Below are 25,249 nucleotides of genomic sequence, written 5' to 3'. Positions count from 1 at the left end.
GGCGCGAGCCCCGATGGACATCACACAAGCACATACCAAGGAGACCTGCCATCATGTTCAAGAAAGTCGTCGTTGCCTCGGCGCTCGCCAGCGCCGGTATCGCGGGAGGACCGCTGCACGCGGCCGACAACTATCCGTCCAGGCCCATTACGCTGGTGGTGCCGTTCACGCCCGGCGGCAGCACCGACATCATCGCCCGCGTCATGAGCAAGCAGCTCGGCGCGGCGCTGGGGCAACCCATCGTGGTGGAGAACAAGCCAGGCGCGGGGGGCATCGTCGGCACGCAATATGCCAAGTCGCAGCCTGCCGACGGCTACACCTTGATCATGGGCGCCATCGGCACCTTCGGCGCCAACGCCACGCTTTATCGCCGGCTGCCCTACGACCCCGTGAAGGACTTCGCGCCCATTTCGCTGGTCGCAGGGGTGCCCAACGTGCTGGCGGTCAACCCGGCCAAGCTCGACGTGCACAACGTGGATGAGCTGATCAAGGCGGCCCGCGCCAAGCCCAATGGCTACGACTATGCCTCGGGCGGCAACGGCAGCGCGGCCCATCTCGCGACCGAGTACTTCAAGCTCAAGGCCAACATCCAGATCCAGCACGTGCCCTACAAGGGAACGGCGCCGGCGCTGAACGACCTGGTCGGCGGCGTGACCTCGATGGTGCTGACCGGCTATCCGCCGCTCGCGCCGTTCCTGCAGGCAGGCCGCTTGCGCCCGATCGCCGTCGCCACCGCCAAGCGCCTGCCGCAATTGCCCAATGTGCCCACCATCAGCGAGACCAAGGGGCTGGAGGGCTTCGAGGCAAGCCAGTGGTATGGCCTGTTGACGATCGCCGGCACGCCCAAGCCCATCGTCGATCGCCTGAACAAGGAGATCGTCGCCGCGCTGAAGAACCCGGAGACGCTGGAGCAGTTCCGCAAGGAAGGGCTGGAGCCGATGTACAACACGCCCGAGGAGTTCGCCCAGTACATCAAGGACCAGATCCAGCTGTGGCGGCCGGTCATCCAGAAGGCCAACATCATCATCGACTGATCGCAGGCTGCCGGCGCGGGCCACGCGCCGGCTTCTCCTGCTACTGCTTGAGATTCAGCTTCGGCACCAGCGCCTTGAACGCCTGGCCCTGGCGCCCCACGTCGGACGCGAACTCGGGCAGGTCGGCATAGGCGGGAGTCAGGTTCTGCTTGCGCATGGTGGCCTGGAACTCGGCGGACTGGGCCAGCGCGCGGGAGGCCACCCGCCATTTCTCGACCGCTTCGGCCGGCGTGCCCTTGGGTACGCCTATGCCGCGCCAGACGCTGAACAACAGGTTATGGCCCAGTTCCTTGAACGTGGGCGTCTGGGCCAATGTTTCGATCCGCTTGTCGGACATGACCGCGAGCGTGCGCAGCTTGCCGGCTTCCACGTGCTGGCGCAATTCGGCATAGGCCACCGTGGTGGCCTGCACGTCGCCCGACAGCAAGCCCATGATGGCCGGCGCGGAGCCCTGGTAGGGGACGTGGACGAATTCAATGCCCGCGGCGTCTCCCAGTGCCGCGGCCGCCATGTGGGGCACCGTGCCGTTGCCGGCGTTCGAGATCGCCACGCGGCCGGGATTGGCCTTGGCATGCGCCAGGAACTCCTCGATGGTGCGCCAGGGAGCATCGGCCCGCACCGTGATCGAGGACGGGTCGTCGGTGAAGCGGGCGATGGGCTGGAAGTCGTCCGCCGTCGTCTTGCCTATGCCCATCAGGGGCACGACCAGCATCTCGGGCGTCATGAGCACGAGACGATAGCCGTCGGCCGGACCCGTGGCGACGTAGGACCAGCCGATGGATCCGCTGGCTCCCGGCTTGTTGACGACGAAGACCGTCTGCGGAAGCAGCGGCCGTACGGCTTCGGCGATGGCGCGGGCCGTGTTGTCGCTGCCGCCACCGGGTTGGTAGGCGACGACCAGTTCCATGGGCTTGGCGGGATAGCCGGCGGCCCAGGACGATGCCAGCGCGCAGAGGCTGGCGAGTGAGGCGCAAAGAAGGCGGGCGAGGTTCATGGTGCGGTCCTTCCGTCGTGTGGGCCCCGGCGTGCGCGTCGCACGGCGGGGCGGGGAGGTCAGTAGTCGTAGCCCAGCCGGCGCAGGCCGGCCAGCGTGTCGCGGACGATGGCGATGGTGCGTTCCCGTTCGGCGCCCGATAGCTTCAGCCGGGGCGGCTTGACGGTTTCCGCGCTACCGCTGATCAGGTGTTCGGCGAGCTTGATGTGCTGCACCAGCTTGACCACCGTGTCGAGGTGATAGAGCGGCGTCAGCACCGCATACAGGGCCCGCGCCCGGACGAAGTCTCCGGCCACGGCCATGTCGAGCAGGTCGACGGATTCGCGTGGCACCGCGTTGGCCATGCCGGATACCCAGGCCTTGACTCCCAGCGCGGCGCTTTCGAGCACCAGATCGTCCACGCCGCAGACGACCGACAGGCGATCGCCGAAACGCGAGATGAGATCGGTGACGCGGGTGGTGTCGTACGATTCCTCCTTGATCGCCACGATGGTCGGTTCTTCCAGCAGCCGGGCGACCACGTCGGGCGTGAGGTCCACGCCGTAGCCGCGCGGATTGTTGTACAGCAGGATGGGCAGGCGCGATGCCTGGGCGACGGTGCGGTAGAAGGCGACGGTTTCCTCGTCGTCCGACTTGTAGGTCAGGCCGGGGAAGACCATCAATCCGTCGATGCCGAGCGCCTGCGCGTCCCGGGCGAACGCCGCGGCGCGGTCCGTGCTCGTCTCGGCCACGCCCGAGAGCACGGGTATGCGTCCGCGCACCGTTTCCAGCGCAATGCGCAGTACCTCCATTTTTTCCTGCGGCGACAACTGCGCGTTTTCGCCTACCATGCCCATCATCAGCACGCCGCTCACGCCGCTGGCGATCAGGCGCTCCAGTCCGGCACGCATGGCCTCGGCGTCCAGCGAGTGATCGGGTTTGAGCTTGGTGGTGACGGCGGGGAATACGCCTTGCCATCGGATCGTCATGATTGGAACTCCTGGTTGCCGCATCCAAATTTCGGATATTGATTAATGTATATTGGATCCAATTTCTTGGGCCATTAAAAAACCGGATGAACCGGATGCTTTCAGAAGCGGAATATGCGGTTGGATAGTGGATCCAATATACTGCTATTAAATCGTTTCCCCTTTAGCGCGTCTGTCCGGGTTTACCTGGATGCCGGACGTACGCACCGGAATTCCCGATGCGCCGTCCCCGACGCCATGCGATCTTCAGCCCATGCCCAAAAACGATTCATCTTCGCCCTCCCGCCCGGCTTCCGGGCAAGCCGCCGGTACCCGGCTCGTGCGCAGGACCACTTCCGAACTGGTGGCCGAAGCCGTGCGCGATCGCATCCTGTCCGGCGACCTCCCGCCCGGTTCCCCGCTGCGCCAGGAAGTGCTCGCCGACGAACTGGGGGTGAGCCGGATACCGGTGCGGGAAGCCATCCGGCAACTCAGCGCCGAAGGATTCGTGGACGCCATTCCCCATCGCGGCGCCTTCGTCTCCATGCTGTCGCGGGCCGAAGTGCAGGAGCTGTTCGATATCCGGCTGCGCCTCGAGCCCTGGCTGCTGCACGAATCGGCCTTGCTGATTTCCCCGGACGAACTGGCGCAGGCCGAGCAATGCGTGGCGCGCATGGATACCGCGGGACCGCAGCAATGGGGCCAGTTGAACTGGCAGTTGCACGAGCGGCTCTACAAGGCGGCGCAGCGGCCCGCCGCACTGAATATCGTGCGCGCGCTGCATGAGAAGTCCGAACGCTATTTCCGCTTCCAGGTGGTCAACGCCCCGATACGGCAGCAAGCCCACGACGAGCACATGGCCTTGATCGACCTGTGCCGCTCCCGCCGGGCCGGCGAGGCCCAGGCCGTCCTGGAGCGCCACATCGCGGATGCGGCACAGCAGATACTGTCCATCGTCGGACGCCTGCTGGACCACGCGGCGGAACAGGACTGAAGGCGCACGCGCCGGTTGCCGCGCTGCGACCGGGCCCGGCGACTACAATGCCCGGGCCACGGCCGTGGGCGCGAGCATCCGGCGCGCCGCCTTGGCGTCGAGGTCATCATCCCCATGCCGTTGTCGCGAGTTTCTTCCCCGTCTTCGTCCCACGCCGACCGCATCGTCGTCTGCGCTTCGCTGGTGCTGCTTTTCGCCATGGGCGTGCGCGCCACCTTCGGCCTGTTCATGCAGCCCATGGGGCTCGTCCATGGCTGGGGACGCGACGTTTTCTCGCTGGCCTTCGCCATCCAGAACCTGGTGTGGGGCGTCGCGGCGATCCTGATGGGATCGGTGGCCGACAAATGGGGCTCGGGACGCACCATCGTCGTGTCGGCGCTGCTGTGCGCGCTGGGTCTGATCGGGACGCGCTACGCCGGGTCCGAACTCATGCTGTACCTCTGTGCCGGCGTGCTGGTGGGGCTGGGCCAGGCCGGCACCACGTTTGCCGTGCTGCTCCCCGTAGTGGCGCGGTCGGTGCCCCCGGAGCGGCGCAGCGCCGCGATGGGCATCGCCAGCGCGGGCGGGTCGATGGGGCAATTCGTCGTGGTGCCGGCGGGCCAGTTGCTGATCGACCATTTCGACTGGACCGGCGCATTGTGGGCCTTGTCCGCGCTGATGCTGCTCGCGCTGCCGCTGGCGACGAGGCTGACCGGCAAGCCGGAGCACGCGGCCGGCGCGCAATCGCTGGGCGCCGCCGTGCGCCAGGCCGTGGGCGACGGCTCCTATCATTTCCTGTTCTGGAGCTATGCGGTGTGCGGGTTCCACACCGCCTTCATCACGCTGCACCTGCCGGCCTTCGTCGTCGACGGCGGCCTGAAGGCGTCCAACGGCGCGCTGGCGATCGCGCTGATCGGCCTGTTCAACGTGTTCGGCTCGTACTGGGCCGGCAGGATGGGCGGGCGCCACAGCAAGAAGCATCTCCTCGCGCTGCTGTACGCCACGCGCTCGGCGGCGATCCTGCTGCTGATCTTCCTGCCGCTCACGCCGGCCGTGCTGTATGCGTTTTCGGCGCTGATGGGACTGGTCTGGCTGGGCACGGTCCCGCTGACCACCGCGCTGGTCGGCCACATCTACGGCATGCGCTATGCCGCCACGCTCACGGGCATCGTATTCTTCGGGCACCAGATCGGCAGCTTCGTCGGCGTCTGGCTCGGGGGCAAGCTGTACGTCGCCACCGGGAGCTACGACGTCGTGTGGTGGCTGTCCGTAGCCCTGGGCCTGGCCGCTGCTGCGCTGTGCCTGCCCGTGCGCGAACGGGCGCTGGCGCCGGCGGGGGCAGCATGAACGCGCGGCCGCCCGGAAGGCGCCGGCGGTGGCGCGCGTTGCCGGCCTACGCTTTGCTTGCCGCCGTGCTTGCTGTAGCCTTCCTGGGCTATTTGCGTCCCGAGCTGGTCGTCGGCTGGGATGCGCTCATGGCCTTGTGCGGCTTCTGAGGCGGACGTGTCCGGCCCGGCGGGCATGGATCGTCGCTCCATCCGTACAATAGCCTTCATTTTTCACAGTTGCTGGGGATAACTTGGCCACTCGCTACAACGAAGCTTCCATCCGGGTGCTGAAAGGGTTGGAACCCGTCAAGCAGCGCCCGGGCATGTACACCCGAACCGAAAACCCCCTGCACATCGTGCAGGAGGTCGTCGACAACTCGGCCGACGAGGCCCTCGCCGGCTACGGCAAGCACCTGCAGGTCACGCTGCACACCGACGGCAGCGTGACGGTGGAGGACGAAGGCCGCGGCATACCCGTCGGCCTGCATCCCGAAGAAAACGCGCCGGTGGTCGAGCTGGTCTTCACGCGCCTGCACGCCGGCGGCAAGTTCGACAAGCAGGGCGGCGGCGCCTATTCCTTTTCCGGCGGCCTGCACGGCGTGGGCGTGTCGGTCACCAACGCGTTGTCATCGCGGCTGGAAGTCACGGTCTGGCGCGACGGCGTCGCCCACCGGCTGGTCTTCCAGCATGGCGACGTGGTCGAGGAACTCGCGCAGGTTTCCGAGCCCACCCGCAAGAAGACCGGCACCCGTGTGCGCTGCTGGCCCGATCCCAAGTATTTCGACAGCGGCGCCATTCCGATGGGCGAGCTGTCCCGCCTCCTGCGCAGCAAAGCCGTGCTGCTGCCCGGCGTGAAAGTCACGCTGCGGGTCGAGAAGACGGGCGAGACCCAGACCTGGCTCTACGAACAGGGGCTGCGCGGCTACCTGACCGAGGCCCTGGCCGGCGCCGAGCTGCTGATCCCGTTGTTCGAAGGCGAGCAGTATGCCGGCGCCGACAACGAGAACTTCGCCGAGGGCGAAGGCGCCCAATGGGTGGTGGCCTGGACCGAGGACGGCAACGTGGTGCGCGAGTCCTACGTCAACCTGATCCCGACGCCGGCCGGCGGCACGCACGAGGCCGGGCTGCGCGATGGCCTGTTCAACGCGGTCAAGAGTTTTGTCGAGCTGCACAACCTCAGCCCCAAGGGCGTCAAGCTATTGCCCGAGGACGTCTTCGCCCGTGCAAGCTTCGTGCTGTCGGCCAAGGTGCTCGATCCGCAGTTCCAGGGGCAGATCAAGGAAAGGCTGAACAGCCGCGACGCGGTGCGGCTGGTGGGAGGCTTCTCCAAGCCGGCGCTGGAGCTCTGGCTCAATTCCCACGTGGAATACGGGAAGAAGCTGGCCGAGCTGGTCATCCGCCAGGCGCAGTCGCGCGTGCGGGCGACGCAGAAGGTCGAGAAGCGCAAGAGCTCCGGCGTGGCGGTGCTGCCCGGCAAGCTGACCGACTGCGAAAGCAACGATGCCTCGCGCACCGAGGTATTCCTGGTCGAGGGCGACTCGGCCGGCGGTTCGGCCAAGATGGGGCGCGACAAGGAGTTCCAGGCCATCCTGCCGCTGCGCGGCAAGGTGCTCAACGCCTGGGAGGTCGAGCGCGACCGCCTGTTCGCCAACAACGAGATCCACGACATCGCGGTGGCGATCGGCGTCGATCCGCATGGGCCGGGCGACGATCCCGACCTATCCGGCCTGCGCTACGGCCGCATCTGCATCCTGTCCGATGCCGATGTGGACGGTTCGCACATCCAGGTATTGCTGCTGACGCTGTTCTACCGGCATTTCCCCCGGCTGGTCGAGGCCGGACACGTGTACGTGGCGCGGCCGCCGCTGTTCCGCGTGGACGTGCCGGCGCAGGGCAAACGCCCGCCGCGCAAGCTCTACTGCCTGGACCAGGGCGAGCTCACCGCGGTGGAAGACAAGCTGCGCAAGGAGGGCGTGCGCGAGGGCTCCTGGAGCATCAGCCGCTTCAAGGGCCTGGGCGAAATGAGCCCCGAACAGCTCTGGGAAACCACGATGAACCCCGATACCCGCCGCCTGCTGCCGGTCGCCTACGGCGAACTCGGGGCGGACGAGACCACGCGCATGTTCGACATGCTGATGGGCAAGGGTGAGGCCGCGCAGCGGCGCTCGTGGCTGGAAGAAAAAGGCGATCTGGCCGAGGTGGATATTTAATGACGGACGAACGACAACCCGGCTTGTTCGAGACGCCGGGCGGCGACGCCGCGATCACGCTGGCGCGCTATGCCGAACAGGCTTATCTGGATTACGCGGTATCGGTGGTCAAGGGGCGCGCGCTGCCCGACGTGAGCGACGGCCAGAAGCCGGTGCAGCGCCGCATCCTGTACGCGATGCAGGCCATGGGGCTGGGCGCCAACGCCAAGCCCGTGAAGTCGGCGCGGGTGGTGGGTGACGTACTGGGCAAGTACCATCCGCACGGCGACCAGGCCGCCTACGACGCGCTGGTGCGCATGGCGCAGTCGTTCTCGCTGCGCTATCCGCTCATCGACGGACAGGGCAACTTCGGCTCGCGCGACGGCGACGGCGCGGCGGCCATGCGGTACACCGAGGCGCGGCTCACCCCCATCGCCCGCCTCCTGCTGGACGAACTGGACGAAGGCACGGTCGATTTCATCCCCAACTACGACGGCTCCTACCAGGAGCCCAAGCAGTTGCCGGCGCGCCTTCCCGTGGTGCTGCTCAACGGCGCCTCCGGCATCGCGGTGGGCATGGCCACCGAGATCCCGCCCCATAACCTGCGCGAAGTGGCCCAGGCCGCGGTCGCGCTGCTGAAGAATCCGAAGATCGCCGACGAGGAGCTCTACGCGCTGCTGCCGGGGCCCGACTATCCGGGCGGCGGCCAGATCATCACGCCGCAGCCCGAGATCGCGCAGATCTTCAGCGCCGGTCGCGGCTCGATCAAGGTGCGCGCGCGCTGGAAGTTCGAGGAAATGGCGCGCGGCCAGTGGCAGCTGGTGGTGACCGAACTGCCGCCTTCCACGTCCGGCCAGAAGGTGCTCGAGGAAATCGAGGAGCTCACCAATCCCAAGGTCAAGGCAGGCAAGAAGAGCCTGACCAACGAGCAGCAACAGACCAAGGCTGCCCTGCTCAGCCTGCTGGACGCGGTCCGCGACGAGTCGGGCAAGGATGCCGCCGTGCGGCTGGTGTTCGAGCCCAAGACCTCGCGCGTGGATCGCGAGGAGTTCGTCAATACGCTGCTGGCCCATACGTCGATGGAAAGCAGCGCGCCCATCAACCTGGTGGCGGTGGGCAACGACGGCCGGCCGCGCCAGAAATCGATGCGCGAGATCCTCGACGAATGGCTGGCCTTCCGCACCCAGACCGTCACCCGCCGCTCGCGCCACCGCCTGGACAAGGTGCTGGACCGCATCCACGTGCTGGAAGGCCGCATGGTGGTCTACCTGAACGTGGATGCCGTGATCAAGGTCATTCGCGAGTCGGACGAGCCCAAGCCCGCGCTGATGCAGGCCTTCAACCTGTCCGAACGGCAGGCCGAGGACATCCTCGAGATGCGCCTGCGCCAGCTGGCGCGCCTGGAAGGCTTCAAGATCGAGCAGGAATTGAAGGACCTGAAGGACGAGCGGGCCAAGCTGGAAGAGCTGCTGGCCAACCCGTCGTCGCTCAAGCGCCTCATCGTCAAGGAAATCGAGGCCGACGCCAAGCAGTACGGCGACGATCGCCGCACGCTGATCGAGGCCGCCGAACGCGCCACGGTCGAGGCCAAGATCATCGACGAGCCGGTCACCGTCATCGTGTCCCAGAAGGGCTGGCTGCGCGCGCGCCAGGGCCACGGCCACGATGCCAGCCTGTTCACCTTCAAGGCAGGCGATGCGCTCTACGGCGCCTTCGAATGCCGCACCACCGATACGCTGGTCGCCCTTGGCAGCAATGGGCGCGTCTATTCCGTGGCGGTCAGCGCGCTGCCCTCGGCGCGCGGCGATGGCGTGCCGGTGACCACGCTCATCGACCTGGAAGCGGGAACCCACATCCTCCACATGATTGCCGCGGCGTCCGACAGCCGTTGGCTGCTGACCACGGAGCGCGGCATGGGCTTCGTCACCCGGTTGGGCGACATGGCCACGCGCCAGCGCGGCGGCAAGCAGTTCATGACGCTCGACGAAGGCGATCGACCGCTGCGGCCGGTGCCGGTATTCGAGGGCGCGGCGTCGATCGCGCTGCTGTCTGCCAAGGGGCGCTTCCTGGTATTCGGCCTGGGCGAGGTCAAGGCACTGTCTTCCGGCGGCCGCGGCACGACGCTGATGGATGTCGACGCCAAGGACAGCCTGGCGCAGGTCGTGCCGGTCGGGGCGGCGGGGTTGCGCGTGAGCGGCATCTACCGCAACAAACCGCACGAGGAGATCCTCGCCGGCGAAGCGTTGGCCGCCTACGTCGGCAAGCGAGCCCGCAAGGGCCGGCTGCTCGACGCCAAGGCCAAGCAACCCGTGCTTTCGCCTGTGTTGTAGCCCATGATGCGCAAGTGGCTGGCGGCGGTCTTGGCGGCGGGTGCGTTGTCGGGGTGCTCTCCGGTCAACCCGTACTATGACCCCGCCCAGCCGCATCATACCGAGCACGGTTTCCGCAACCTCTACTCGTATTCCACGCCCGGGACGCTGGACTTCTGGCGCTGGCAGTTCGACCGCTGGATGCAGGATCTGCCGCCGGCGCCCACGGAACTGCTGGCGCCCGTCGTGGCCGACGCGGCGTGGCTCAAGGAGCCGTCGTCCGAAGTCCGCGTAAGCTGGATCGGACATTCGACGCTGCTGGTGCAACTGGGCCGGTTCAACCTGCTGACCGATCCGATGTTTTCGGAGCGGGCCTCGCCGTTTACCTTCGCCGGACCCAAGCGCCACCAGCCGCCGGGCATCGCGCTGGCCGACTTGCCGCACATCGACGCGGTCGTCATTTCCCACAATCATTACGATCACCTGGACCTCGATTCGGTCAAGGCGCTGGCGGCGCAGCGCGGCGGTCCGCCGGTCTTCATGGTGCCGCTGGGCGTGGACGTCTGGTTCCGCCAGAACGTGCCCGAGGCCACCGACCTGAGGCCCCTGGACTGGTGGGGCCAGACCATCGTGGGCGACGCGATCCTGACCCTGCTGCCGGTCCAGCACTGGAGCGCGCGCACGCCATTCGACCGCAGCGCGACGCTATGGGGCGCCTGGGCCGTCCAGACCCGCGAGCCGGCCTTCAACTTTCTGTTCGGCGGCGATTTCGGGTACTCGCGCGACATCGCCACCATCGGCGAGCGCATGGGCCCCTTCGACCTGGCCGCGCTGCCCATAGGCGGCTACGCGCCGCGCTGGTTCATGCGTGGCCACCACATGAATCCGACCGAGGCAGTCCAGGCGCACCAGGAGCTGCGGGCCAAGGCTTCGGTGGCCATCCATTGGGGCACCTTCGAGCTGACCGACGAGGCCCTGGACCAGCCGCCGCGCGAGCTGGCGCGTGCCCGGCGCTACGCCGGGATGGGGCCGGACGAATTCTTCGTCATGCGCCACGGCGAGAGCCGGGTGTGGCGCGACGAGAGGTGGCTGGTGCGGGCGCCGGGGAATTGACTCCCCTACGCGCTGGCGCGCGAGGGGAGCCCACCCCCTGGCGGCCTTTGGCCGCTCCCCCTCGAGGGGGCGGCGCTGGCGGACCGGCAAAGCCGGATCCGCAGCGCCCTGGGTCTAGTACGATTTTCTCCGTCTGGGGTGCTGGTGCTTCGCTGGCTGACAGCGGTAGCTACGGTGTTGCAATTTAGGAAATTCCCGCTAGGGGTTCCCGTAATGCGGAATCAGCGTTTGTCTTGATTTGGTCATTGATGCGCTGTATAAAAACCCAGTGAAAGATAGCGATAGGCAATCCACATAGGAGAAAACTGTGGCTCATCTGGTTCTCGCGCTCGATGTCGCCGGCACGCCGGTGCACTGGGTGGATATCGAAAAGGCCATCTGCCTGCATGTCGCGGGCCGGGTGGCTTGGGAACTGGGGGAGAACACCGTCACCTATCGGGGCGGCACCAGTCGGTTGACCGGGCTCGTCTCCACGGTCAGCACCGCCAGCATCATCGCCGTGCGCGGCCGCGAGTTCCGGGGCGACCGCTCGGCGTCCATCAGCATCAGCCGCGAACGATTGTTCGCGCGCGACAAACATATCTGCGGCTATTGCGGCGGCTGTTTTCCCGAGGCCGAACTGACGATCGAACACGTCCGGCCCGAGTCCCGCGGCGGCGCCAACACCTGGGAGAACGTCGTCACGGCGTGTCGCTCGTGCAACCAGCGCAAGGGCAACCGTACGCCCGAACAGGCCGGCATGCCGCTGCTCTACCTGCCGTACCGGCCCAATCGCTGGGAAGGCATGATCCTGCGCAATCGCCGCATCCTGGCCGACCAGATGGAGTTCCTCATGGCCGGCGTCCCGACTACGAGCCGGTTGGCGGGGTAGAGGCCCCCCCTACGCGCTGACGCGCGCCCCCCAGGGGGCGATGCGAGCGGACAGGCAAAGCCAGATCCGCCGCATCCTGGGTCTAGGGCCGCTTTCTTGAAGTGTGGCGCTGGTGCTTCGCTGGCTGCCAGCGGTAGCAGCGGTGTGACAACTTAAGAAATTCTCACTAGACCCAGGGCGCCGCGGATCCGGCTTTGCCGGTCCGCCAGCGCCGCCCCTTGAGGGGCGCGGCGTAAGCCGCGTGGGGTGGCCTCTCCTTCCAGCGCCGCCCCCTTGAGGGGGCGCCCGAAGGGCGTAGGGGGTGGTCTCCCCTTATCGCCTACACTTGAAAAATGCCATGGCATCCCCACTTGGGCGCCAGGGCGTTTTGTCCGCTAGCAAGAACTTCCGTTTTCATCACAGTGCCATTTTCTGCGCCGCCCCTGGCGGGCGCCGCGTGGCCGGTTCTGCCGGGCCGCGGTTTGTCCTCCGGGGCGGGGCAGGAGGCCTTCCCATTGCCATGAGCCAGACCGCACACACCTCCGAGACCCTGGGCTTCCAGACCGAAGTCAAGCAGTTGCTGCACTTGATGATCCATTCGCTGTACAGCAACAAGGAAATCTTCCTGCGCGAGCTCGTCTCCAATGCATCCGACGCCTGCGACAAGCTGCGCTTCGAGGCCATCGACCGGCCCGAGCTGCTGGAAGGCGGCGGGGAGTTGGCGATACACGTGGGGTACGACAAGGCCGCGCGCACCATCACGATTTCCGACAACGGGATAGGCATGACCCGGGACGAGGCCATCGCCAACCTCGGGACCATCGCCCGTTCGGGTACCCGCGAATTCTTCCAGCAACTGACCGGCGACAAGCAGAAGGATGCGCAGCTGATCGGCCAGTTCGGGGTGGGATTCTATTCGTCGTTCATCGTCGCCAGGAACGTCACGGTCATCAGCCGCCGTGCCGGGGTGCCGGCCGATCAGGCGATCCGCTGGGAGTCGGCCGGCGACGGGGAATTCACGATCTCCGCGGCCGAGAAGGCGGGGCGCGGCACGGACATCATCCTGACGCTGCGCGAAGGGGAAGACGAATTCCTGTCGTCGTGGAAGCTGCGCGACATCCTGCGCCGCTATTCCGATCACATCTCCATCCCGATCCGGATGAAGAAGGAGGAGTGGGACGCCGAGAAGTCGGAGTACGTGACCAAGGACGAGGAAGAGACCGTCAACCAGGCGAGCGCCCTGTGGACGCGAAGCAAGTCCGACATTACCGACGAGCAATACGTCGAGTTCTACAAGCACGTGGCGCACGATTTCGAGGCGCCGCTGGCCTGGACCCACAACCGGGTCGAGGGCCGCAGCGAATATACCCAGTTGCTGTACGTGCCCAGGCGTGCGCCGTTCGACTTGTGGGACCGGACCAAAAAGCACGGGGTGAAGCTGTACGTCAAGCGCGTCTTCATCATGGACGATGCCGAGCAATTGCTGCCGGCCTACCTGCGTTTCGTGCGGGGCGTGATCGATTCGGCCGACCTGCCGCTGAACGTGTCGCGCGAGATCCTGCAGGAAAGCCGCGACGTGCGCGCGATCCGCGAGGGCAGCGCCAAGCGCGTGCTGAGCCTGCTGGAAGACCTGGCCGAGAACCGCAAGGAAGACTATGCGGCCTTCTGGAACGAATTCGGCCAGGTGCTCAAGGAAGGCGTGGGCGAGGACGCAGCCAACATGGAGCGCATCCTCAAGCTGTTGCGCTTTGCGTCGACCCACGAGGGCGTCGCCGACCAGGCCGTCTCCCTGGCCGACTACGTGTCGCGCATGAAGGAAGGGCAGGACAAGATCTATTACGTGACGGCCGAGACGTTCGCCGCCGCCAGCAGCAGCCCGCACCTGGAAATCTTCCGCAAGAAAGGCATCGAGGTGCTGCTCTTGAGCGACCGTGTCGACGAATGGATGCTCTCTTTCGTCCGCGAATTCGACGGCAAGCCCCTGGCGTCCATCGCCAAGGGCGGGCTGGACCTCGGCGCAATGGCCGACGAGGAAGAGAAGAAGCAGCAGGAGGAAGTCTCCGAGGCCTTCAAGCCGGTGGTCGAGCGACTGAAGAACGCGCTGGGCGATGCGGTCAAGGAAGTGCGCGTGACCTTCCGCCTGGTCGATTCGCCCGCTTGCGTGGTGGTCGACAGCCAGGATATGAGCCAGCACCTGCAGCGACTGCTCAAGGCGGCGGGGCAGGCCGCGCCGGAGTCGCGGCCCATCCTCGAGGTCAATCCGCATCACGCATTGATCGAACGCATCAAAGAAGCCGGGGACGCCGACTTCGAACAATGGGCCAAGCTGCTGCTGGACCAGGCCCTGCTGGCCGAAGGAGCGACGCTCGAGGACCCGGCGGCTTTCGTGCGCCGCATGAACAGCCTGCTCCTGGGCCGGTCTTGAGCCGCGGCCGCCGTCCTGCCGAGCGGGGCCGGCCTGTCGCGGCGGGCCCCAGCGAGTTCGACGACCCCACGTTCTCCGAAGAGCAGGGCGTGCGCTACCTGCACTTCGGCAGCCCCTGGATACAGGGCGCGATGAAAGTGCGCAGCCCGTTCTCGCTGGTGCTCGAATACACGCGCCAGATGATGGCGTGGCTGCTGTTCCTGGACCCGCCGGAAGGGCAAGAGGCCATCGGCACGCTGGGCCTGGGCGCCGGCTCGCTGGTGCGGTTCTGCCTCAAGCATACGGACAGCCTGGTGCACGCCGTGGAGTGGAATCCCCGAGTCACGGCCGCGTGCCGCGCCTATTTCCGGTTGCCGGCCGAGAGCGACCGCTTCATCGTGACGCACGCGGATGCGGGGGAGTGGGTGCAGGACATCGCCCATCGCGGCAGTTGCCGCGCGCTCATGGTGGATTTGTACGACCACCAGGCGCGCGGCCCGGTGCGCGATTCCGTGGCGTTCTACCGGGGCTGCCGCCAGGTCGTCAGCGCCCACGCGCACCAGGCCGGCGTGGTGACCGTCAACCTGTTCGGCGCGCACGAGAGTTTCGAATTGAACCGGCGCCATCTCGACGAGGCATTCGATGGCCGCGTACTGGTGCTGCCCGAGATCGAGGAGGGCAATCGCGTGGCGATCGCGCTGGCCGGCCCGCCCCTGCGCATCGATGCCAGGACGCTGCTGGCGCGGGCCGACGAGGTGGAACAGCGCTACGGCCTGCCGGCGCGCAGATGGGCGCGTTCGCTGGTGCCGGGCCTGGGGCGATTGTGAGCGCCGCCGTCCGGCCCCAGCTCAGCGGCTTTCCGCCGGTCCTGGCGCCCGATGCCACGGTGCTGGTGCTCGGCAGCTTCCCGGGCGTGGCGTCGCTGAACATGGGCCAGTACTATGCCCATCCGCGCAACCAGTTCTGGCGCCTGCTGGGCGCTTGCCTGGATGTCGAGGCTCTGCACCAGATGCCTTACGAGGAACGACTGCGCGTTGCCATCCGGCACCGCGTGGGCATCTGGGACGTCGTCGCCACTTGCCGGCGCCAGGGCAGCCTCGATGCCGCCGTGACCAAGGCCGAGGTCAATCCGCTTGCCGCCTACCTGAAGGAACACGCGCCGCGGCTCGAACGCATAGGCTTCAACGGTGGCCTGTCCTGGAAGCTGGGCCATCATCTGGCCGACTACGGCTACCGCGTGTTCCGGTTGGCTTCTTCGTCGCCGGCGGCAGCGATGTATAGCTTCGAGCAGAAGCTGGAGCAATGGCGGCCCCTGTTCGCATGTCGGTCGTGATTTCCTGCTGCAGCAAATCGTCCGTCAGGTGGCGAATCTCCTGGATCAAGGCCTTGCTCGCGGTCGACAGCATGGTATCGCGCCGGTAGGCGACGCCGATCATGTGCGTGCTCAAGAGCTTCTTGCGCACCGCCGGCTGGAGCGGCAGTTCCACGATGTTCCCGGTATGTTTCTCCAGCCGCGCGGAGTCGTAGCGGGCCAGGCCGATGCAATCGCTCGCCACCAGCGTCGAGCGGAAGAAATAGAACGAATCGGTACGGATCACGCTGTTGGCGAAGGGCGTGCCCTGCGCCCGCATCATCTGCCTGAGCATGACTTCCAGTTGCGAACATTCCGACAGCACCAGCCAAGGGTAGTCGGCGAGGTGGGCGCCGATGCCATCGAAGGTTTCCAGTATCGGATGGTCGGCGCGCACGAACAGGGCGGTACGGTCGGGAAAGAGCGGTTCGGACACCAGTTCGTCGGCGTATTCGTCGTCTTCGATGCCGACGATGACGAAATCCAGGTCGCCGCGCAGCAGCGGACCCAGCATGCTGCTGCGATGGCCGAATCGGTAGTTCACCGTCAGCCGCCGGGCGCGCTGCGTCAGGTTCAAGGTGGCCTTGGGCAGGATCTGGTTCTGCAGCAGGCCCGGGACCACGCCCACGTTCACCTCGCCCATCGAGACGTCGCGCAGGGCGCGCGCCTCGCTTTCCAGCTTGCGGAACTCGGCGTCGACCAGCTTGGCGCGGGTATAGATGGTTTCGCCGAAAGAGGTCAGGCTCACGCCCCGCGCGTTGCGGGTGAATAGTTCTACCCCCAGCGCTTCTTCCAGGTCTTGCAGGTCTTTCGTCAGCGACGGCTGCGAAACGTTCAGGTGGGTGGCGGCCTTGTTGATGCTGCCGAGTTCGGCGATCGCCAGGAAGCGTTTGAGTGCGCGCAGGTTCATGGCGCCAGCATATCAATATTTCCGATATCTGGTAGAGAAAATTGTATTTGTTGCCTATAGCTAGCCTACGTATTCTGTCGCCATGACGAGAGCCCGCGGGAGTGGGCACCAGAACATGAAAGGCCGGTCCGCCGCCCGGCCGGTGGAGAGACAGCATGAGTACGAAGCTCGGGCAGGAGCGGGGCGCCCGCTTGCGAGCCGCCATGGAACAGGCGGGCCTGGACCTGATGGTGGTAACGGGCAATGCCTGGCGCAGCGACTATCTGCGTTACGTGCTGGACGTGACGCCGATGGAAGGCCAGGCCGTGGCCTTCGTCACCGCGAACGACGCCTGGCTGATGGTCGAGACGCCGGCCGAGGCCGAGCGAATCGCGGCCGAGCAACCCGGCTTGAATGTGGCGTGGCACGCCGACCTGCTGGCTCGCGTACGGAAGGCACTGGATGCCGCGCGGCCCGAACGCACCGGCCTGGCGCCCGCGCATTCGACGCCGGCCCTGCTGGCGTGCAGCGCCGCGGGCGCGGGCATGCGGGCGTCTACCGCCCTGCTGGACGACCTGATGGTGCGCAAGACCGCCGCCGAGGCGGACCGGGTCGAAGAGGCGGTGCGCCTGGCCGACGAGGGCTACGAAATCTTTCGCGCGGCCGCCAGGGTGGGCAGGAAGGAATTCGAGCTGGTGGGCGAGCTCGAGGCCTGGCTGCGGACCCAGGGCTGTCCCGAGAATTTCATGATCATGGGGTCGGGCGGCAAGGAAGTCCGTACCATGCGCCCGCCGGGCGAACGCCGCCTGGCCGCGGGCGATCTGGTCACCACCGAACTCACGCCCTGCCTGGACGGATACTACGCGCAGATCTGCCGCACCCTGGTGCTGGGCGATCCCACGCGCGAGCAGCTCGATGCCTACCAGGTGTACCTGGACGCGCTGGAGGCCGGCATCGCCGCTGTGAAGCCGGGCAATACCCATGGCGACGTGGCGCGCGCGCAGAACGACGTATTCCGCCGCCATGGCCTGGGGGAATACGTGACCTCCAAGTACACCCGCGTGCGCGGCCATGGCATGGGGCTCTACGTCGACGGCCCACATGTCCTGGAGGATGTCGATCTGGTGCTGGAGCCCGACATGACCCTGGTGGTCCATCCCAACACCTACCATCCGGTGGCCGGCTACATCGTGCTGGGCGACACCGTGCGCGTGACCGCCGGCGGCTGCAAGGTGCTGACCCGCACGCCGCGCGAACTGCGCAGCGCCCCGGCCGTCTCGGCCTGATCCGGTATCGGTATTCCACAGAAGGATTCGTTCTATGCGTCGCGGACTCATGAGCTGGTCGCGGGAAGAACTGCCGGCCTCGGTGCTGGACGAGCGTGTCGCCCGCCTTCGGGCCGGGATGGAACGGGATGGCCTGGCGGCGGTGCTGGTCTATACCTCGTTCGCCGAGCCGGCCGCCGTGCATTGGCTGAGTAACTTCACGCCCTATTGGAGCGAGGCCATGCTCCTGGTGCTGCCGGCCGAGGCGCCGATCCTGCTGGCATCGCTTACGCCGCGCGTGCACGGCTGGATACGCGAGGTCTCGCACCTGGGCGAGGTCGTGTCCGCGCCCAGGCTCGCGCAGGGCGCGCTGGAGATGTTGGCCGGCAAGGGCGTGCGGTCCGGATCGCGCATCGGCGTGGTGGGACTGGACAGCCTGCCGGCGGCGGTAGCCGGGCCTCTGATGAAGGGTTGGGGAACCGCGTCGGTTGTCGATGCCGGGCCTTTGTTCACCGCGCTGCGCCAGCCTTGCGGCAAGGAAGAGCTGGCGCTGGCGAATCGCGCGCTGGCCATCGGCCTGGCCGCCGTGGCCGGGGTGCCCGGCGATGTCCGGAATACGTCGGAACTCGCGGCCGCCATCGAGGCCAGCGCGCGCGCCGCCGGCGCCGAGGAGGTGCTTCATCGCGTGGCGCCCGACCTCTCGCGCGCCGGCGCCTTGCGGCGGCTGGAGGGCGAGTTCCCGCTCGGCCCGACCTATGCGCTGGAGCTGTCGGTGGCCTACAAGGGCCACTGGGTCCGCCTGGGCGGCAGCCATGCGCGGGGCGCACGACCGGCGGGCTGGGACGCGGTGGAGGCCTGGGTCGGCGAAAGCCTGTCGCGGCTGGCCGAAACCGGCGCCGACGGGTTGGCCGCCATGCCGGCCCGCCAGTCGCGCTGGTCGCTGGAGTCGTGCGTGGGCGTGCAGCCCTTGACGCTGGCCCGCACCCACGAGCAGGAATTCGTGCATCTGCCGCCGGGCAGCCTGGCGGTGTTTTCCGCTCACGCGGCGCTGGATGGCGGCGGCCATTGGTACCACAGCGCGCCGCTGGTGCTGGGCGGCGGCGGGCTGCGCGGACAGGTGCTGGGCGGCTGACGCCAGCCGAAAACGAACGTGGCGCATGAACGCGCCGACACACAAGGAGACGACACTCATGTTCAAGCACATCGTGCGACGGCTGCTGGCGGCCGCATCGCTGGTCCTGCCCTGTGCCGCGATGGCGGCCGGCTATCCCGACCGGGTGATCAAGATCATCGTGCCGGTGCCTGCCGGCGGCGCGGCCGACACGCTGGCCCGCCTGGCCGGCGAAGGCATCCAGAAGAAATGGGGCCAGCCGGTCGTGGTGGAGAACCGCTCCGGCGCGAACGGCAACATCGGCGGCGAGGCGGTCTACCGCGCCGAGCCCGACGGCTACACCTTCCTGGTTTCCCCGCCCACGGCGATCGCGATCAACCAGAGCTTCTACAAGAAGCTCGCCTACGACCCCAACCGCTTCGTGCCGGTGTCGATCATCGCCGCCAATCCGAACGTGCTGCTGGTCAATCCCAAGGTGCCGGCGAAGACGCTGCAGGAACTGATCGCCTATGCCAAGGCTCACCCTGGCAAGCTCAACTTCGCCTCGGGCGGCACGGGGTCCACGCCCCATCTGGCGGGCGAGCTGCTGAAGATGATGACCGGCATCGACATGGTCCACATTCCCTACAAGGGCGGCCCGCCCGCCTATGCGGACCTGATCGCCGGCCAGGTGGAGGTGATGTTCCAGGGACTGGCCACCGCCTTGCCGCAGATCCGCGAGGGCAAGCTGCGCGTGCTGGCCATCGGCAGCGAGAAGCGCCATCCCGCGCTGCCGGACGTGCCGACGCTGAACGAGACCATGCCGGGCTTCATCTCGGTGTCGTGGACCGGCATGGTGGCGCCTCCGGGCACGCCCGCCGACATCGCCGCCAAGGTGTCGGCCGCGATACGAGAGGAACTGATGGTCAACGGCGCGGGCAAGGACATCAAGGGCCTGGACGCGCGCGACCTGATCGCCAGCAGCCCGGCCGAGGCGGAACGCTTCATCAAGGAAGAAGTGGCCCGCTGGGGCAAGGTCATCCATTCGACCGGCATCAGCCTCGACTGACGCCGGTCATTTCAGGAGCTTTACATGCGTGCAGCCATCACGGGACCGGCCACCTGGCGCGGCCCTGAAATCAAGGACAGCAAGGACTGGATCTACGAATTCGCCCCCGCCGAGATCGAGGAAATCGACGCCGCGCTGCGCAACGTGCGCGCACGAGGCAAGCTCATCTCGACCATGACTCGCGAGGACTTCCCGCTGCCGACGGTGTCGAAGGTAATAGACCATACCCGCGAGCAGATCGAGAACGGCCTGGGCCTGCAGCTGCTGCGCGGCATCCAGGCCGAGCGCTACAGCAAGGACGACCTGCGCATCATCTACTGGGGCATCGGCCAGCACATGGGCACGGCCGTCTCGCAGAGCGCCAAAGGCGACATCCTGGGCGACGTGCGCAACCTCGGCATCGACATCAACAGCCCGCAGGGCCGGGGCTATACCTCGAACCAGAAGCTGACCTATCACACCGATTCCTGCGATGTCGTGGCGCTGTTCGTGCTGCGTACTGCCCGCAGCGGCGGCCTGAGCATGATCGCCAGCTCGCAGGCCATCCACAACGAGATCCTGAAGCAGCGTCCCGACCTGCTCGAGGTCCTGTACCAGCCCTTCTACTGGAGCTGGCAGGGGCAGGAAGAACCCGGGCAGCTGCCGTACTACCAGCAGCCCATCTTCTCGATGCACGAGGGCAAGTTCTCGTGCCGCTACGTGCGCACGCACATCCGTTCTGCCCAGCGCTTTCCCGACGTGCCGCGCCTGACGCCGATCCAGGAGGAAGCGCTGGACTTCCTCGACAGCCTGGCGGGCAGCACCGACTTTCATTTCTCGATGATGTTCCAGCCGGGCGACCTGCAATTTCTGAACAATCACATGATGCTGCATTCGCGCACCGCGTTCGAGGATTTCGACGAGCCGGAGAAGAAGCGCCACCTGCTGCGCATGTGGCTGTCGGTGCCGAACAGCCGCGCATTGAGCCCGGCCCTCGGCACCATCTACCGCGACCAGCGCGCGGGCGCGGTTCGGGGCGGCTTCCCGTCGCGCACGGGCAAGCTGATCTACGAGACCGTGGGCAGCATCGAGTAAGGCGGAGGGCCTATGTCGTACGAAGCTGAGCGGGGCCGTATCAAGCTGGCGTTGGTCGGCGACATGATGTTGTCCAGGGCCCTGAAGCCCTACGCCGAAGACGACTACCTGGCGCTGGTGGATCTGTTGCGGGACGCCGATGCCAGTTTCGGCAACCTGGAGACCACCGTACGCGAGGCCGGCGAAGGCGTGCCCAACTTCACGCAGGGCACGCCCATGAGCACCCCGCCGGCCTTGCTGGAGGACCTGAAGTGGATGGGCATGGACATCGTGTCCATCGCCAACAACCATGCCACCGACTACGGCGTGTCGGGCGTGCTGGCCAGCCTGGCGCACCTGGACCGCGCCGGCATTCCGTACTCCGGCGCGGGCCGCACGCTGGCCGAGGCGCGCCGGCCGGGTTACCTGGACACGAATGCCGGCCGTGTCGGCCTGGTCTCGGCCACGTCGTTCTTCCGGCCCTGGAACCGCGCGGCCGACGCGCGCTCGGACAGCGCCGGCCGCCCGGGCATCAATCCCCTGGGGTTCTCCACGTCCTATACGGTGGACGACGAATCGCTGGCGACGCTGCGGCGCATCAGCGAGGAACTGGGCCTGGCGCAGGAGCAGGTGCGGCATCGCTCGCAGTTCTACGCGCCGCACGAGGTGCCGAAGAACGACGACGACAGCGTGGCGTTTCTGGGCGCCAAGTTTCGCCGCGGCAAGGGCTTCGCCATGTCGACCAAGGTCGACGCCAGGGACGCCGAGGCCAACCTGCGCTTCATCCGCGAGGCGCGCAAGCAGGCGGACTGGGTGGTGTTTTCGTTCCACTGTCACGAGTTCGGCAGCGCCGGCCGGCGCACCGCGGCCACCGACGTGGAATTGGAGGAATCCGCGCAGTTCGCCATCGAGTTCGCCCGTGCGGCCGTGGACGCCGGCGCGCACGTGGTGGCGGGCCATGGTCCGCACCTGACGATGGGCATCGATATCTACAAGGGCGCGCCGATCTTCCACAGCCTGGGCAACTTCATTTTTCAGAACGAGACCATCAACGCTTTCCCCGCCGAGGCCTATGACCGCTTCGGCCTGGACGCCGCCGCCACGCCGTCCGAGTTCCTGGACGCGCGCACCGGCAACGACAGCCGGGGTTTCCCGGCCACGCGCGAGTTCTGGGAAGGCTGCCTGGCCACCTGCCAGTTCGATGCCGGGAAGCTGGTGTCGGTCACCCTGTACCCCGTCGACATGGGGTTCGGCCGGCCACGAGGCCAACGCGGCCGGCCCATGCTGGCCAGAGGGAACGACGCACGGCGCATCCTGGACCGCGTCGCCCGGCTGTCCCGCCCCTTCGGCACCCGCCTGGACATCGAGGGGGACGTGGGCGTCCTGCGCCTGCCATGAAGCGCCTGGCCATCCTGGACGACTACCTGCACCTGGCGCTGCGTTCGGCCGACTGGTCGGTGCTGGAAGGGCAGTGCCGCATCGACGTGATCGACCGCAAGCTGCAGGTGCCGGACGAGGCGGCGGCCGTGCTCGAGCCCTATCACATCCTGTGCCACCTGCGTGAACGCACGCCCATGCCGCGCGCGCTGCTGGAGCGGCTGCCCAACCTCGAGTTCATGACCGTGACGGGCAAGGCGCATCGTACGCTGGACCTGCAGGCGGCGACCGAGCGCGGCGTCGTCGTGTCCCATGTGTCCTCGGCGGTCCACGGATCCAACGCGACGCCCGAACTGGCCTGGGGGCTGATCCTGGCTACCGCCCGCCACATCGCCTACGAGGATCGCGGCGTGCGCGAGGGGGCCTGGCAGCGTACTGCCGGGATGCTGCTGGATGGCAAGACCCTGGGGCTGCTCGGGCTAGGGCGGGTGGGCCAGCGCATGGCCGCCATCGGCCAGGTCTTCGGCATGCGGGTCGTGGCCTGGAGTCCCAACCTGACCGACGAGGCGGCGGCCGCCTTCCGCGTCCAGCGCGTGGACAAGGACGCGCTGTTCGAGCAGTCGGACGTGCTCAGCATCCACGTGGTCCTGAGCGAGCGGTCCCGCCATCTGGTCGGACGGCGCGAACTCGCGCTGATGAAGCGCGATGCGCTGCTGATCAACACCGCCCGGGGGCCGATCGTGGACGAGGCGGCGCTGGTCGAGGCGCTGGCGCAAGGCCGGCTGGGCGGCGCGGGATTGGACGTTTTCGAGACCGAGCCGCTGCCGGCCGGTCATCCGCTGACCCGTCTGGACAACGTGGTCCTGACGCCGCACCTGGGCTATGCGACGCGAGAGACGATCGCGGGCTTCTACCAGGCCAGCGTGGCGGGCGTGCAGGCCTACCTGGCGGGCGCGCCCGTCGGGGTCCGTGGAGGGTGAACGGCAAGGCCGGGCGACGAAGGTTCCGCTGAGTGCCCGGTCCGGCATCCTGTCTACAATGCGGGGTCGAGGGTTCACGCAAGGGCGGACATGGCGGCGTCGCAGTATTCGTTGATCGGCAACCTGGTCGCGCTCCGGCCCCTGGCGCGCGAGGACGCCGCGGCGCTCGTGGCCGCGGCGCGAGACGGCGACGCGTGGCGCACCGTCTATACCCAGATCCCCGCCGAGCTCTCCGCGGCCGAGGCGTACATCGAGGCCGCGCTGCGTGCCCGCGACACCGGCGAATCCATGCCTTTTGCCACTACGCTGCGCGAGGATGGCCGGGTGGTCGGTTCGACCCGCTACTGCCGCATCGAACCCGCGCATCGCAAGCGGGAAATCGGCTACACCTGGATAGGCGGTTCATGGCAGCGGACCTTCGTCAATACCGAGGCCAAGTACCTCATGCTGCGCCACGCGTTCGAAGGGCAGGGTTGCCAGCGCGTGCAGTTGCAGACCGATGAGCTGAACCAGCAGTCCCGCCGCGCCATCGAACGGCTGGGTGCCCGGCTGGAAGGCATCTTGCGCAATGACCGCATCATGCCCGATGGGCGCAGGCGGCATTCGGCCATGTACAGCATCGTCGACGAGGAATGGCCGCAGGTGCGCGCGAGGCTCGAAGCCGCGATGCGTCAGCGGGGCGTCGAGCCCGCCATGGAGCTGGCGGCGGGCTGAGCCCCGGGGAAGCTCACTCCACCAGCAGTTTGCGGCGCCTCAGGATGTCCTGGATCTGGCCCAGCCGGCTCTGCGGGTCGCCGTCGGCCAGCAGGTGCCGCTGCTGGGGAGGAAGCAGCGGCAGCAACTCGGCCCAGCGGTTGGCGACCCAGCCGCATTCGTCCAGGCGGAACGGCGGCGCGATCGGCATCTCGGCCGTCGGAACCCGTTCATGCTGCATGTCGGCAATCAGGCGTCCCAGCGTGTTGGCGCTTGGTTGCAGGGAGTCCGGCACGGGAATCGCCGGGTCCTCGGCCTGCGGCTCGATCTGCCCCACCCACAGCCCGTATTTGCGCTGTTCGCTGGATGCCAGGCGAAAGCGCGTCGTTCCCACGCAGCGCAACTGCAGGAGGCCCGGCATGGGGGCCTGCCATTGCTCGATCTTCGCCATGGTGCCGAAGTCGGCCAGGACCTCCTTGCCTTCCGGCGTGCGGACTTCGTTGCCGGCCAGGAGCGGCACGACCCCGAATTCACTCTGCTCGGCGATGCACTGCTTGATCATGTCGAGGTAGCGTATCTCGAAGATGCGCAGGTGCAGGATGCCCTCTGGATAGAGCGCCCGGCTGAGGGGGAAGAGCGGCGTCGAAATCATGGCGGGAATGTCGGGTGGTTGCCCTTGACGCCAGAATAGCGCGTCCCGGCGGCCACGCGGGCGGCGGTGGCGCGGAAAGGCGGTAAAAAAGCGTTGCAGCCTTGTGAGGCTGCTTTCAGGGCGAACAGGCGCTAGTCCGCCAGCGGGACGACGTCCTGGTCGGCGCACGCCCGCAGCAGGTCGTCGATCCGGCCCTGCGGCAACACCATGCCGGGATCGATGTCGGCAAGGGGGCGCAGCACGAAGGCGCGCTGGTGCATGCGGGGATGGGGCAGGGTCAGCCGGGGTGAGTCCAGGCGCTGGCCGTCGTACAGCAACAGGTCCAGGTCCAGCGTGCGGGGAGCGTTGCGATAGGGGCGTTCGCGGCCGTGGCGCTGTTCGATGTCCTGCAGCAGGTCCAGCAGCCCCATGGGGGGCAGCGTGGTGCGCAGGCGCACTACGGCATTGACGTAGTCCGGGCCGCTGGAGTCGATCGGCCCGGTGCGGTAGAAGCGCGAGAGCGCGTCCTGCCGCACCTCGGGATGGGCGGCCAGCGCGGCCAGGGCCTCGCGCAGGGTGGCGGCCGGATCGCCCAGGTTGGCGCCCAGTCCCACCCAGGCCACCTGCCAGGCGGACGCGTTCATCCGGCTACCGGGGTGCCGCCTTCCGGGCCGCCCTCGGCGGGGCCGCCGTGGCGCGAGCGGCCGCTG

21 protein-coding genes and 1 pseudogene are annotated in these 25,249 nt (G+C 67.4%); 17 read left to right on the top strand and 5 right to left on the bottom strand.

The features are described 5' to 3' along the window. Nucleotides 1–53: 53 nt before the first annotated feature. Nucleotides 54–1,034 (top strand): tripartite tricarboxylate transporter substrate binding protein, encoded by a 981-nt coding sequence (locus CDO44_RS17115; protein ID WP_087781495.1) that lies wholly within the window; start codon nt 54–56, stop codon nt 1,032–1,034. 40 nt (nt 1,035–1,074) lie between these two features. Here CDO44_RS17115 and CDO44_RS17110 read toward each other — a convergent pair whose 3' ends face one another. Then, complete coding sequence (locus CDO44_RS17110) at nt 1,075–2,028, bottom strand: tripartite tricarboxylate transporter substrate binding protein (RefSeq protein WP_087781494.1); 954 nt, start codon at nt 2,026–2,028, stop codon at nt 1,075–1,077. A 59-nt stretch (nt 2,029–2,087) separates the two neighbouring features. Next, the gene (locus CDO44_RS17105) at nt 2,088–2,996 is read right to left on the bottom strand and encodes a dihydrodipicolinate synthase family protein (protein ID WP_087781493.1); all 909 of its coding nucleotides are present in this window, start codon (nt 2,994–2,996) and stop codon (nt 2,088–2,090) included. Nucleotides 2,997–3,315: 319 nt separating this feature from the next. On the opposite strand from CDO44_RS17105, the gene CDO44_RS17100 reads away from it, so the two are divergent. From CDO44_RS17100 to CDO44_RS28135, 9 genes are all read left to right on the top strand, one after another. Beyond that, nucleotides 3,316–3,969, top strand: a complete 654-nt coding sequence (locus tag CDO44_RS17100) for a GntR family transcriptional regulator (protein WP_233146239.1) — start codon at nt 3,316–3,318, stop codon at nt 3,967–3,969. Between the two features lie 114 nt (nt 3,970–4,083). After that, nucleotides 4,084–5,295 carry an MFS transporter gene (locus tag CDO44_RS17095; RefSeq protein WP_087781491.1) on the top strand — a complete coding sequence of 404 codons (1,212 nt, stop codon included), beginning with the start codon at nt 4,084–4,086 and terminating at the stop codon, nt 5,293–5,295. 232 nt (nt 5,296–5,527) lie between these two features. Continuing rightward, nucleotides 5,528–7,486 carry a DNA topoisomerase IV subunit B gene (parE, locus tag CDO44_RS17090; RefSeq protein WP_087781490.1) on the top strand — a complete coding sequence of 653 codons (1,959 nt, stop codon included), beginning with the start codon at nt 5,528–5,530 and terminating at the stop codon, nt 7,484–7,486. Next, entirely contained in the window at nt 7,486–9,795 is a 2,310-nt protein-coding gene (parC, locus tag CDO44_RS17085) for a DNA topoisomerase IV subunit A (protein ID WP_087781489.1), read from the top strand. The genes parE and parC overlap by 1 nt, the downstream gene beginning before the upstream one ends. Before the next feature lie 3 nt (nt 9,796–9,798). After that, nucleotides 9,799–10,887 (top strand): MBL fold metallo-hydrolase, encoded by a 1,089-nt coding sequence (locus CDO44_RS17080; RefSeq protein WP_233146238.1) that lies wholly within the window; start codon nt 9,799–9,801, stop codon nt 10,885–10,887. A 307-nt stretch (nt 10,888–11,194) separates the two neighbouring features. Further along, nucleotides 11,195–11,758 (top strand): HNH endonuclease, encoded by a 564-nt coding sequence (locus tag CDO44_RS17075; protein ID WP_369824690.1) that lies wholly within the window; start codon nt 11,195–11,197, stop codon nt 11,756–11,758. A 499-nt stretch (nt 11,759–12,257) separates the two neighbouring features. After that, nucleotides 12,258–14,162, top strand: a complete 1,905-nt coding sequence (gene htpG / locus CDO44_RS17070; RefSeq protein ID WP_087781488.1) for a molecular chaperone HtpG — start codon at nt 12,258–12,260, stop codon at nt 14,160–14,162. Continuing rightward, the gene (locus tag CDO44_RS17065) at nt 14,159–14,968 is read left to right on the top strand and encodes a spermidine synthase (RefSeq protein WP_087781487.1); all 810 of its coding nucleotides are present in this window, start codon (nt 14,159–14,161) and stop codon (nt 14,966–14,968) included. The genes htpG and CDO44_RS17065 overlap by 4 nt, the downstream gene beginning before the upstream one ends. Continuing rightward, the gene (locus CDO44_RS28135; RefSeq protein ID WP_233146237.1) at nt 14,965–15,474 is read left to right on the top strand and encodes a DNA-deoxyinosine glycosylase; all 510 of its coding nucleotides are present in this window, start codon (nt 14,965–14,967) and stop codon (nt 15,472–15,474) included. The genes CDO44_RS17065 and CDO44_RS28135 overlap by 4 nt, the downstream gene beginning before the upstream one ends. 40 nt (nt 15,475–15,514) lie before the next feature. Here CDO44_RS28135 and CDO44_RS17055 read toward each other — a convergent pair. After that, nucleotides 15,515–16,402, bottom strand: a pseudogene (locus CDO44_RS17055) (LysR family transcriptional regulator); the annotation flags it as partial. 155 nt (nt 16,403–16,557) lie between these two features. On the opposite strand from CDO44_RS17055, the gene CDO44_RS17050 reads away from it, so the two are divergent. From CDO44_RS17050 to CDO44_RS17020, 7 genes are all read left to right on the top strand, one after another. Continuing rightward, nucleotides 16,558–17,667, top strand: a complete 1,110-nt coding sequence (locus tag CDO44_RS17050; RefSeq protein WP_087781484.1) for a Xaa-Pro peptidase family protein — start codon at nt 16,558–16,560, stop codon at nt 17,665–17,667. A gap of 34 nt (nt 17,668–17,701) precedes the next feature. Next, nucleotides 17,702–18,778 carry an aminopeptidase P family N-terminal domain-containing protein gene (locus tag CDO44_RS17045; RefSeq protein ID WP_087781483.1) on the top strand — a complete coding sequence of 359 codons (1,077 nt, stop codon included), beginning with the start codon at nt 17,702–17,704 and terminating at the stop codon, nt 18,776–18,778. Nucleotides 18,779–18,836: 58 nt separating this feature from the next. Continuing rightward, complete coding sequence (locus CDO44_RS17040; RefSeq protein WP_158213318.1) at nt 18,837–19,805, top strand: tripartite tricarboxylate transporter substrate binding protein; 969 nt, start codon at nt 18,837–18,839, stop codon at nt 19,803–19,805. A 24-nt stretch (nt 19,806–19,829) separates the two neighbouring features. After that, nucleotides 19,830–20,879, top strand: a complete 1,050-nt coding sequence (locus tag CDO44_RS17035) for a TauD/TfdA family dioxygenase (protein ID WP_087781481.1) — start codon at nt 19,830–19,832, stop codon at nt 20,877–20,879. Between the two features lie 12 nt (nt 20,880–20,891). Beyond that, nucleotides 20,892–22,256 carry a CapA family protein gene (locus CDO44_RS17030; protein WP_087781480.1) on the top strand — a complete coding sequence of 455 codons (1,365 nt, stop codon included), beginning with the start codon at nt 20,892–20,894 and terminating at the stop codon, nt 22,254–22,256. Further along, nucleotides 22,253–23,215, top strand: a complete 963-nt coding sequence (locus tag CDO44_RS17025; RefSeq protein WP_087781479.1) for a D-2-hydroxyacid dehydrogenase family protein — start codon at nt 22,253–22,255, stop codon at nt 23,213–23,215. The genes CDO44_RS17030 and CDO44_RS17025 overlap by 4 nt, the downstream gene beginning before the upstream one ends. A 90-nt stretch (nt 23,216–23,305) precedes the next feature. Continuing rightward, nucleotides 23,306–23,929, top strand: a complete 624-nt coding sequence (locus tag CDO44_RS17020) for a GNAT family N-acetyltransferase (RefSeq protein WP_087781478.1) — start codon at nt 23,306–23,308, stop codon at nt 23,927–23,929. 13 nt (nt 23,930–23,942) lie between these two features. On the opposite strand, the gene CDO44_RS17015 is transcribed toward CDO44_RS17020, so the two are convergent. Together CDO44_RS17015 and folK are read right to left on the bottom strand one after the other, a co-directional pair. Beyond that, a complete protein-coding gene (locus CDO44_RS17015) occupies nt 23,943–24,560 on the bottom strand; it encodes an LON peptidase substrate-binding domain-containing protein (RefSeq protein ID WP_087781477.1) in 618 nt (205 codons plus the stop codon). 131 nt (nt 24,561–24,691) lie between these two features. Continuing rightward, nucleotides 24,692–25,183, bottom strand: coding sequence for a 2-amino-4-hydroxy-6-hydroxymethyldihydropteridine diphosphokinase (gene folK / locus CDO44_RS17010; protein ID WP_087781476.1), 492 nt, complete (start codon nt 25,181–25,183; stop codon nt 24,692–24,694). Nucleotides 25,184–25,249: the final 66 nt, after the last annotated feature.

It is taken from the genome of Pigmentiphaga sp. NML080357 (assembly GCF_002188465.1).
Lineage (GTDB): Bacteria > Pseudomonadota > Gammaproteobacteria > Burkholderiales > Burkholderiaceae_B > Pigmentiphaga.
Note: the sequence above shows the minus strand (reverse complement) of the source record. Positions and strands in the feature narration are given on the sequence as shown.

Bases quoted from the DNA above. Each gene is read 5' to 3' on its own strand.
- CDO44_RS17110 (WP_087781494.1), bottom strand. From the start codon at position 2,028: ATGAACCTCGCCCGCCTTCTTTGCGCCTCACTCGCCAGCCTCTGCGCG.
- CDO44_RS17105 (WP_087781493.1), bottom strand. From the start codon at position 2,996: ATGACGATCCGATGGCAAGGCGTATTCCCCGCCGTCACCACCAAGCTC.
- CDO44_RS17050 (WP_087781484.1), top strand. From the start codon at position 16,558: ATGAGTACGAAGCTCGGGCAGGAGCGGGGCGCCCGCTTGCGAGCCGCC.
- CDO44_RS17040 (WP_158213318.1), top strand. From the start codon at position 18,837: ATGTTCAAGCACATCGTGCGACGGCTGCTGGCGGCCGCATCGCTGGTC.
- CDO44_RS17045 (WP_087781483.1), top strand. From the start codon at position 17,702: ATGCGTCGCGGACTCATGAGCTGGTCGCGGGAAGAACTGCCGGCCTCG.
- CDO44_RS17035 (WP_087781481.1), top strand. From the start codon at position 19,830: ATGCGTGCAGCCATCACGGGACCGGCCACCTGGCGCGGCCCTGAAATC.
- CDO44_RS17025 (WP_087781479.1), top strand. From the start codon at position 22,253: ATGAAGCGCCTGGCCATCCTGGACGACTACCTGCACCTGGCGCTGCGT.
- parC (WP_087781489.1), top strand. From the start codon at position 7,486: ATGACGGACGAACGACAACCCGGCTTGTTCGAGACGCCGGGCGGCGAC.
- htpG (WP_087781488.1), top strand. From the start codon at position 12,258: ATGAGCCAGACCGCACACACCTCCGAGACCCTGGGCTTCCAGACCGAA.
- CDO44_RS17015 (WP_087781477.1), bottom strand. From the start codon at position 24,560: ATGATTTCGACGCCGCTCTTCCCCCTCAGCCGGGCGCTCTATCCAGAG.
- CDO44_RS17115 (WP_087781495.1), top strand. From the start codon at position 54: ATGTTCAAGAAAGTCGTCGTTGCCTCGGCGCTCGCCAGCGCCGGTATC.
- CDO44_RS17020 (WP_087781478.1), top strand. From the start codon at position 23,306: ATGGCGGCGTCGCAGTATTCGTTGATCGGCAACCTGGTCGCGCTCCGG.
- folK (WP_087781476.1), bottom strand. From the start codon at position 25,183: ATGAACGCGTCCGCCTGGCAGGTGGCCTGGGTGGGACTGGGCGCCAAC.
- CDO44_RS17080 (WP_233146238.1), top strand. From the start codon at position 9,799: ATGATGCGCAAGTGGCTGGCGGCGGTCTTGGCGGCGGGTGCGTTGTCG.
- CDO44_RS17095 (WP_087781491.1), top strand. From the start codon at position 4,084: ATGCCGTTGTCGCGAGTTTCTTCCCCGTCTTCGTCCCACGCCGACCGC.
- CDO44_RS17030 (WP_087781480.1), top strand. From the start codon at position 20,892: ATGTCGTACGAAGCTGAGCGGGGCCGTATCAAGCTGGCGTTGGTCGGC.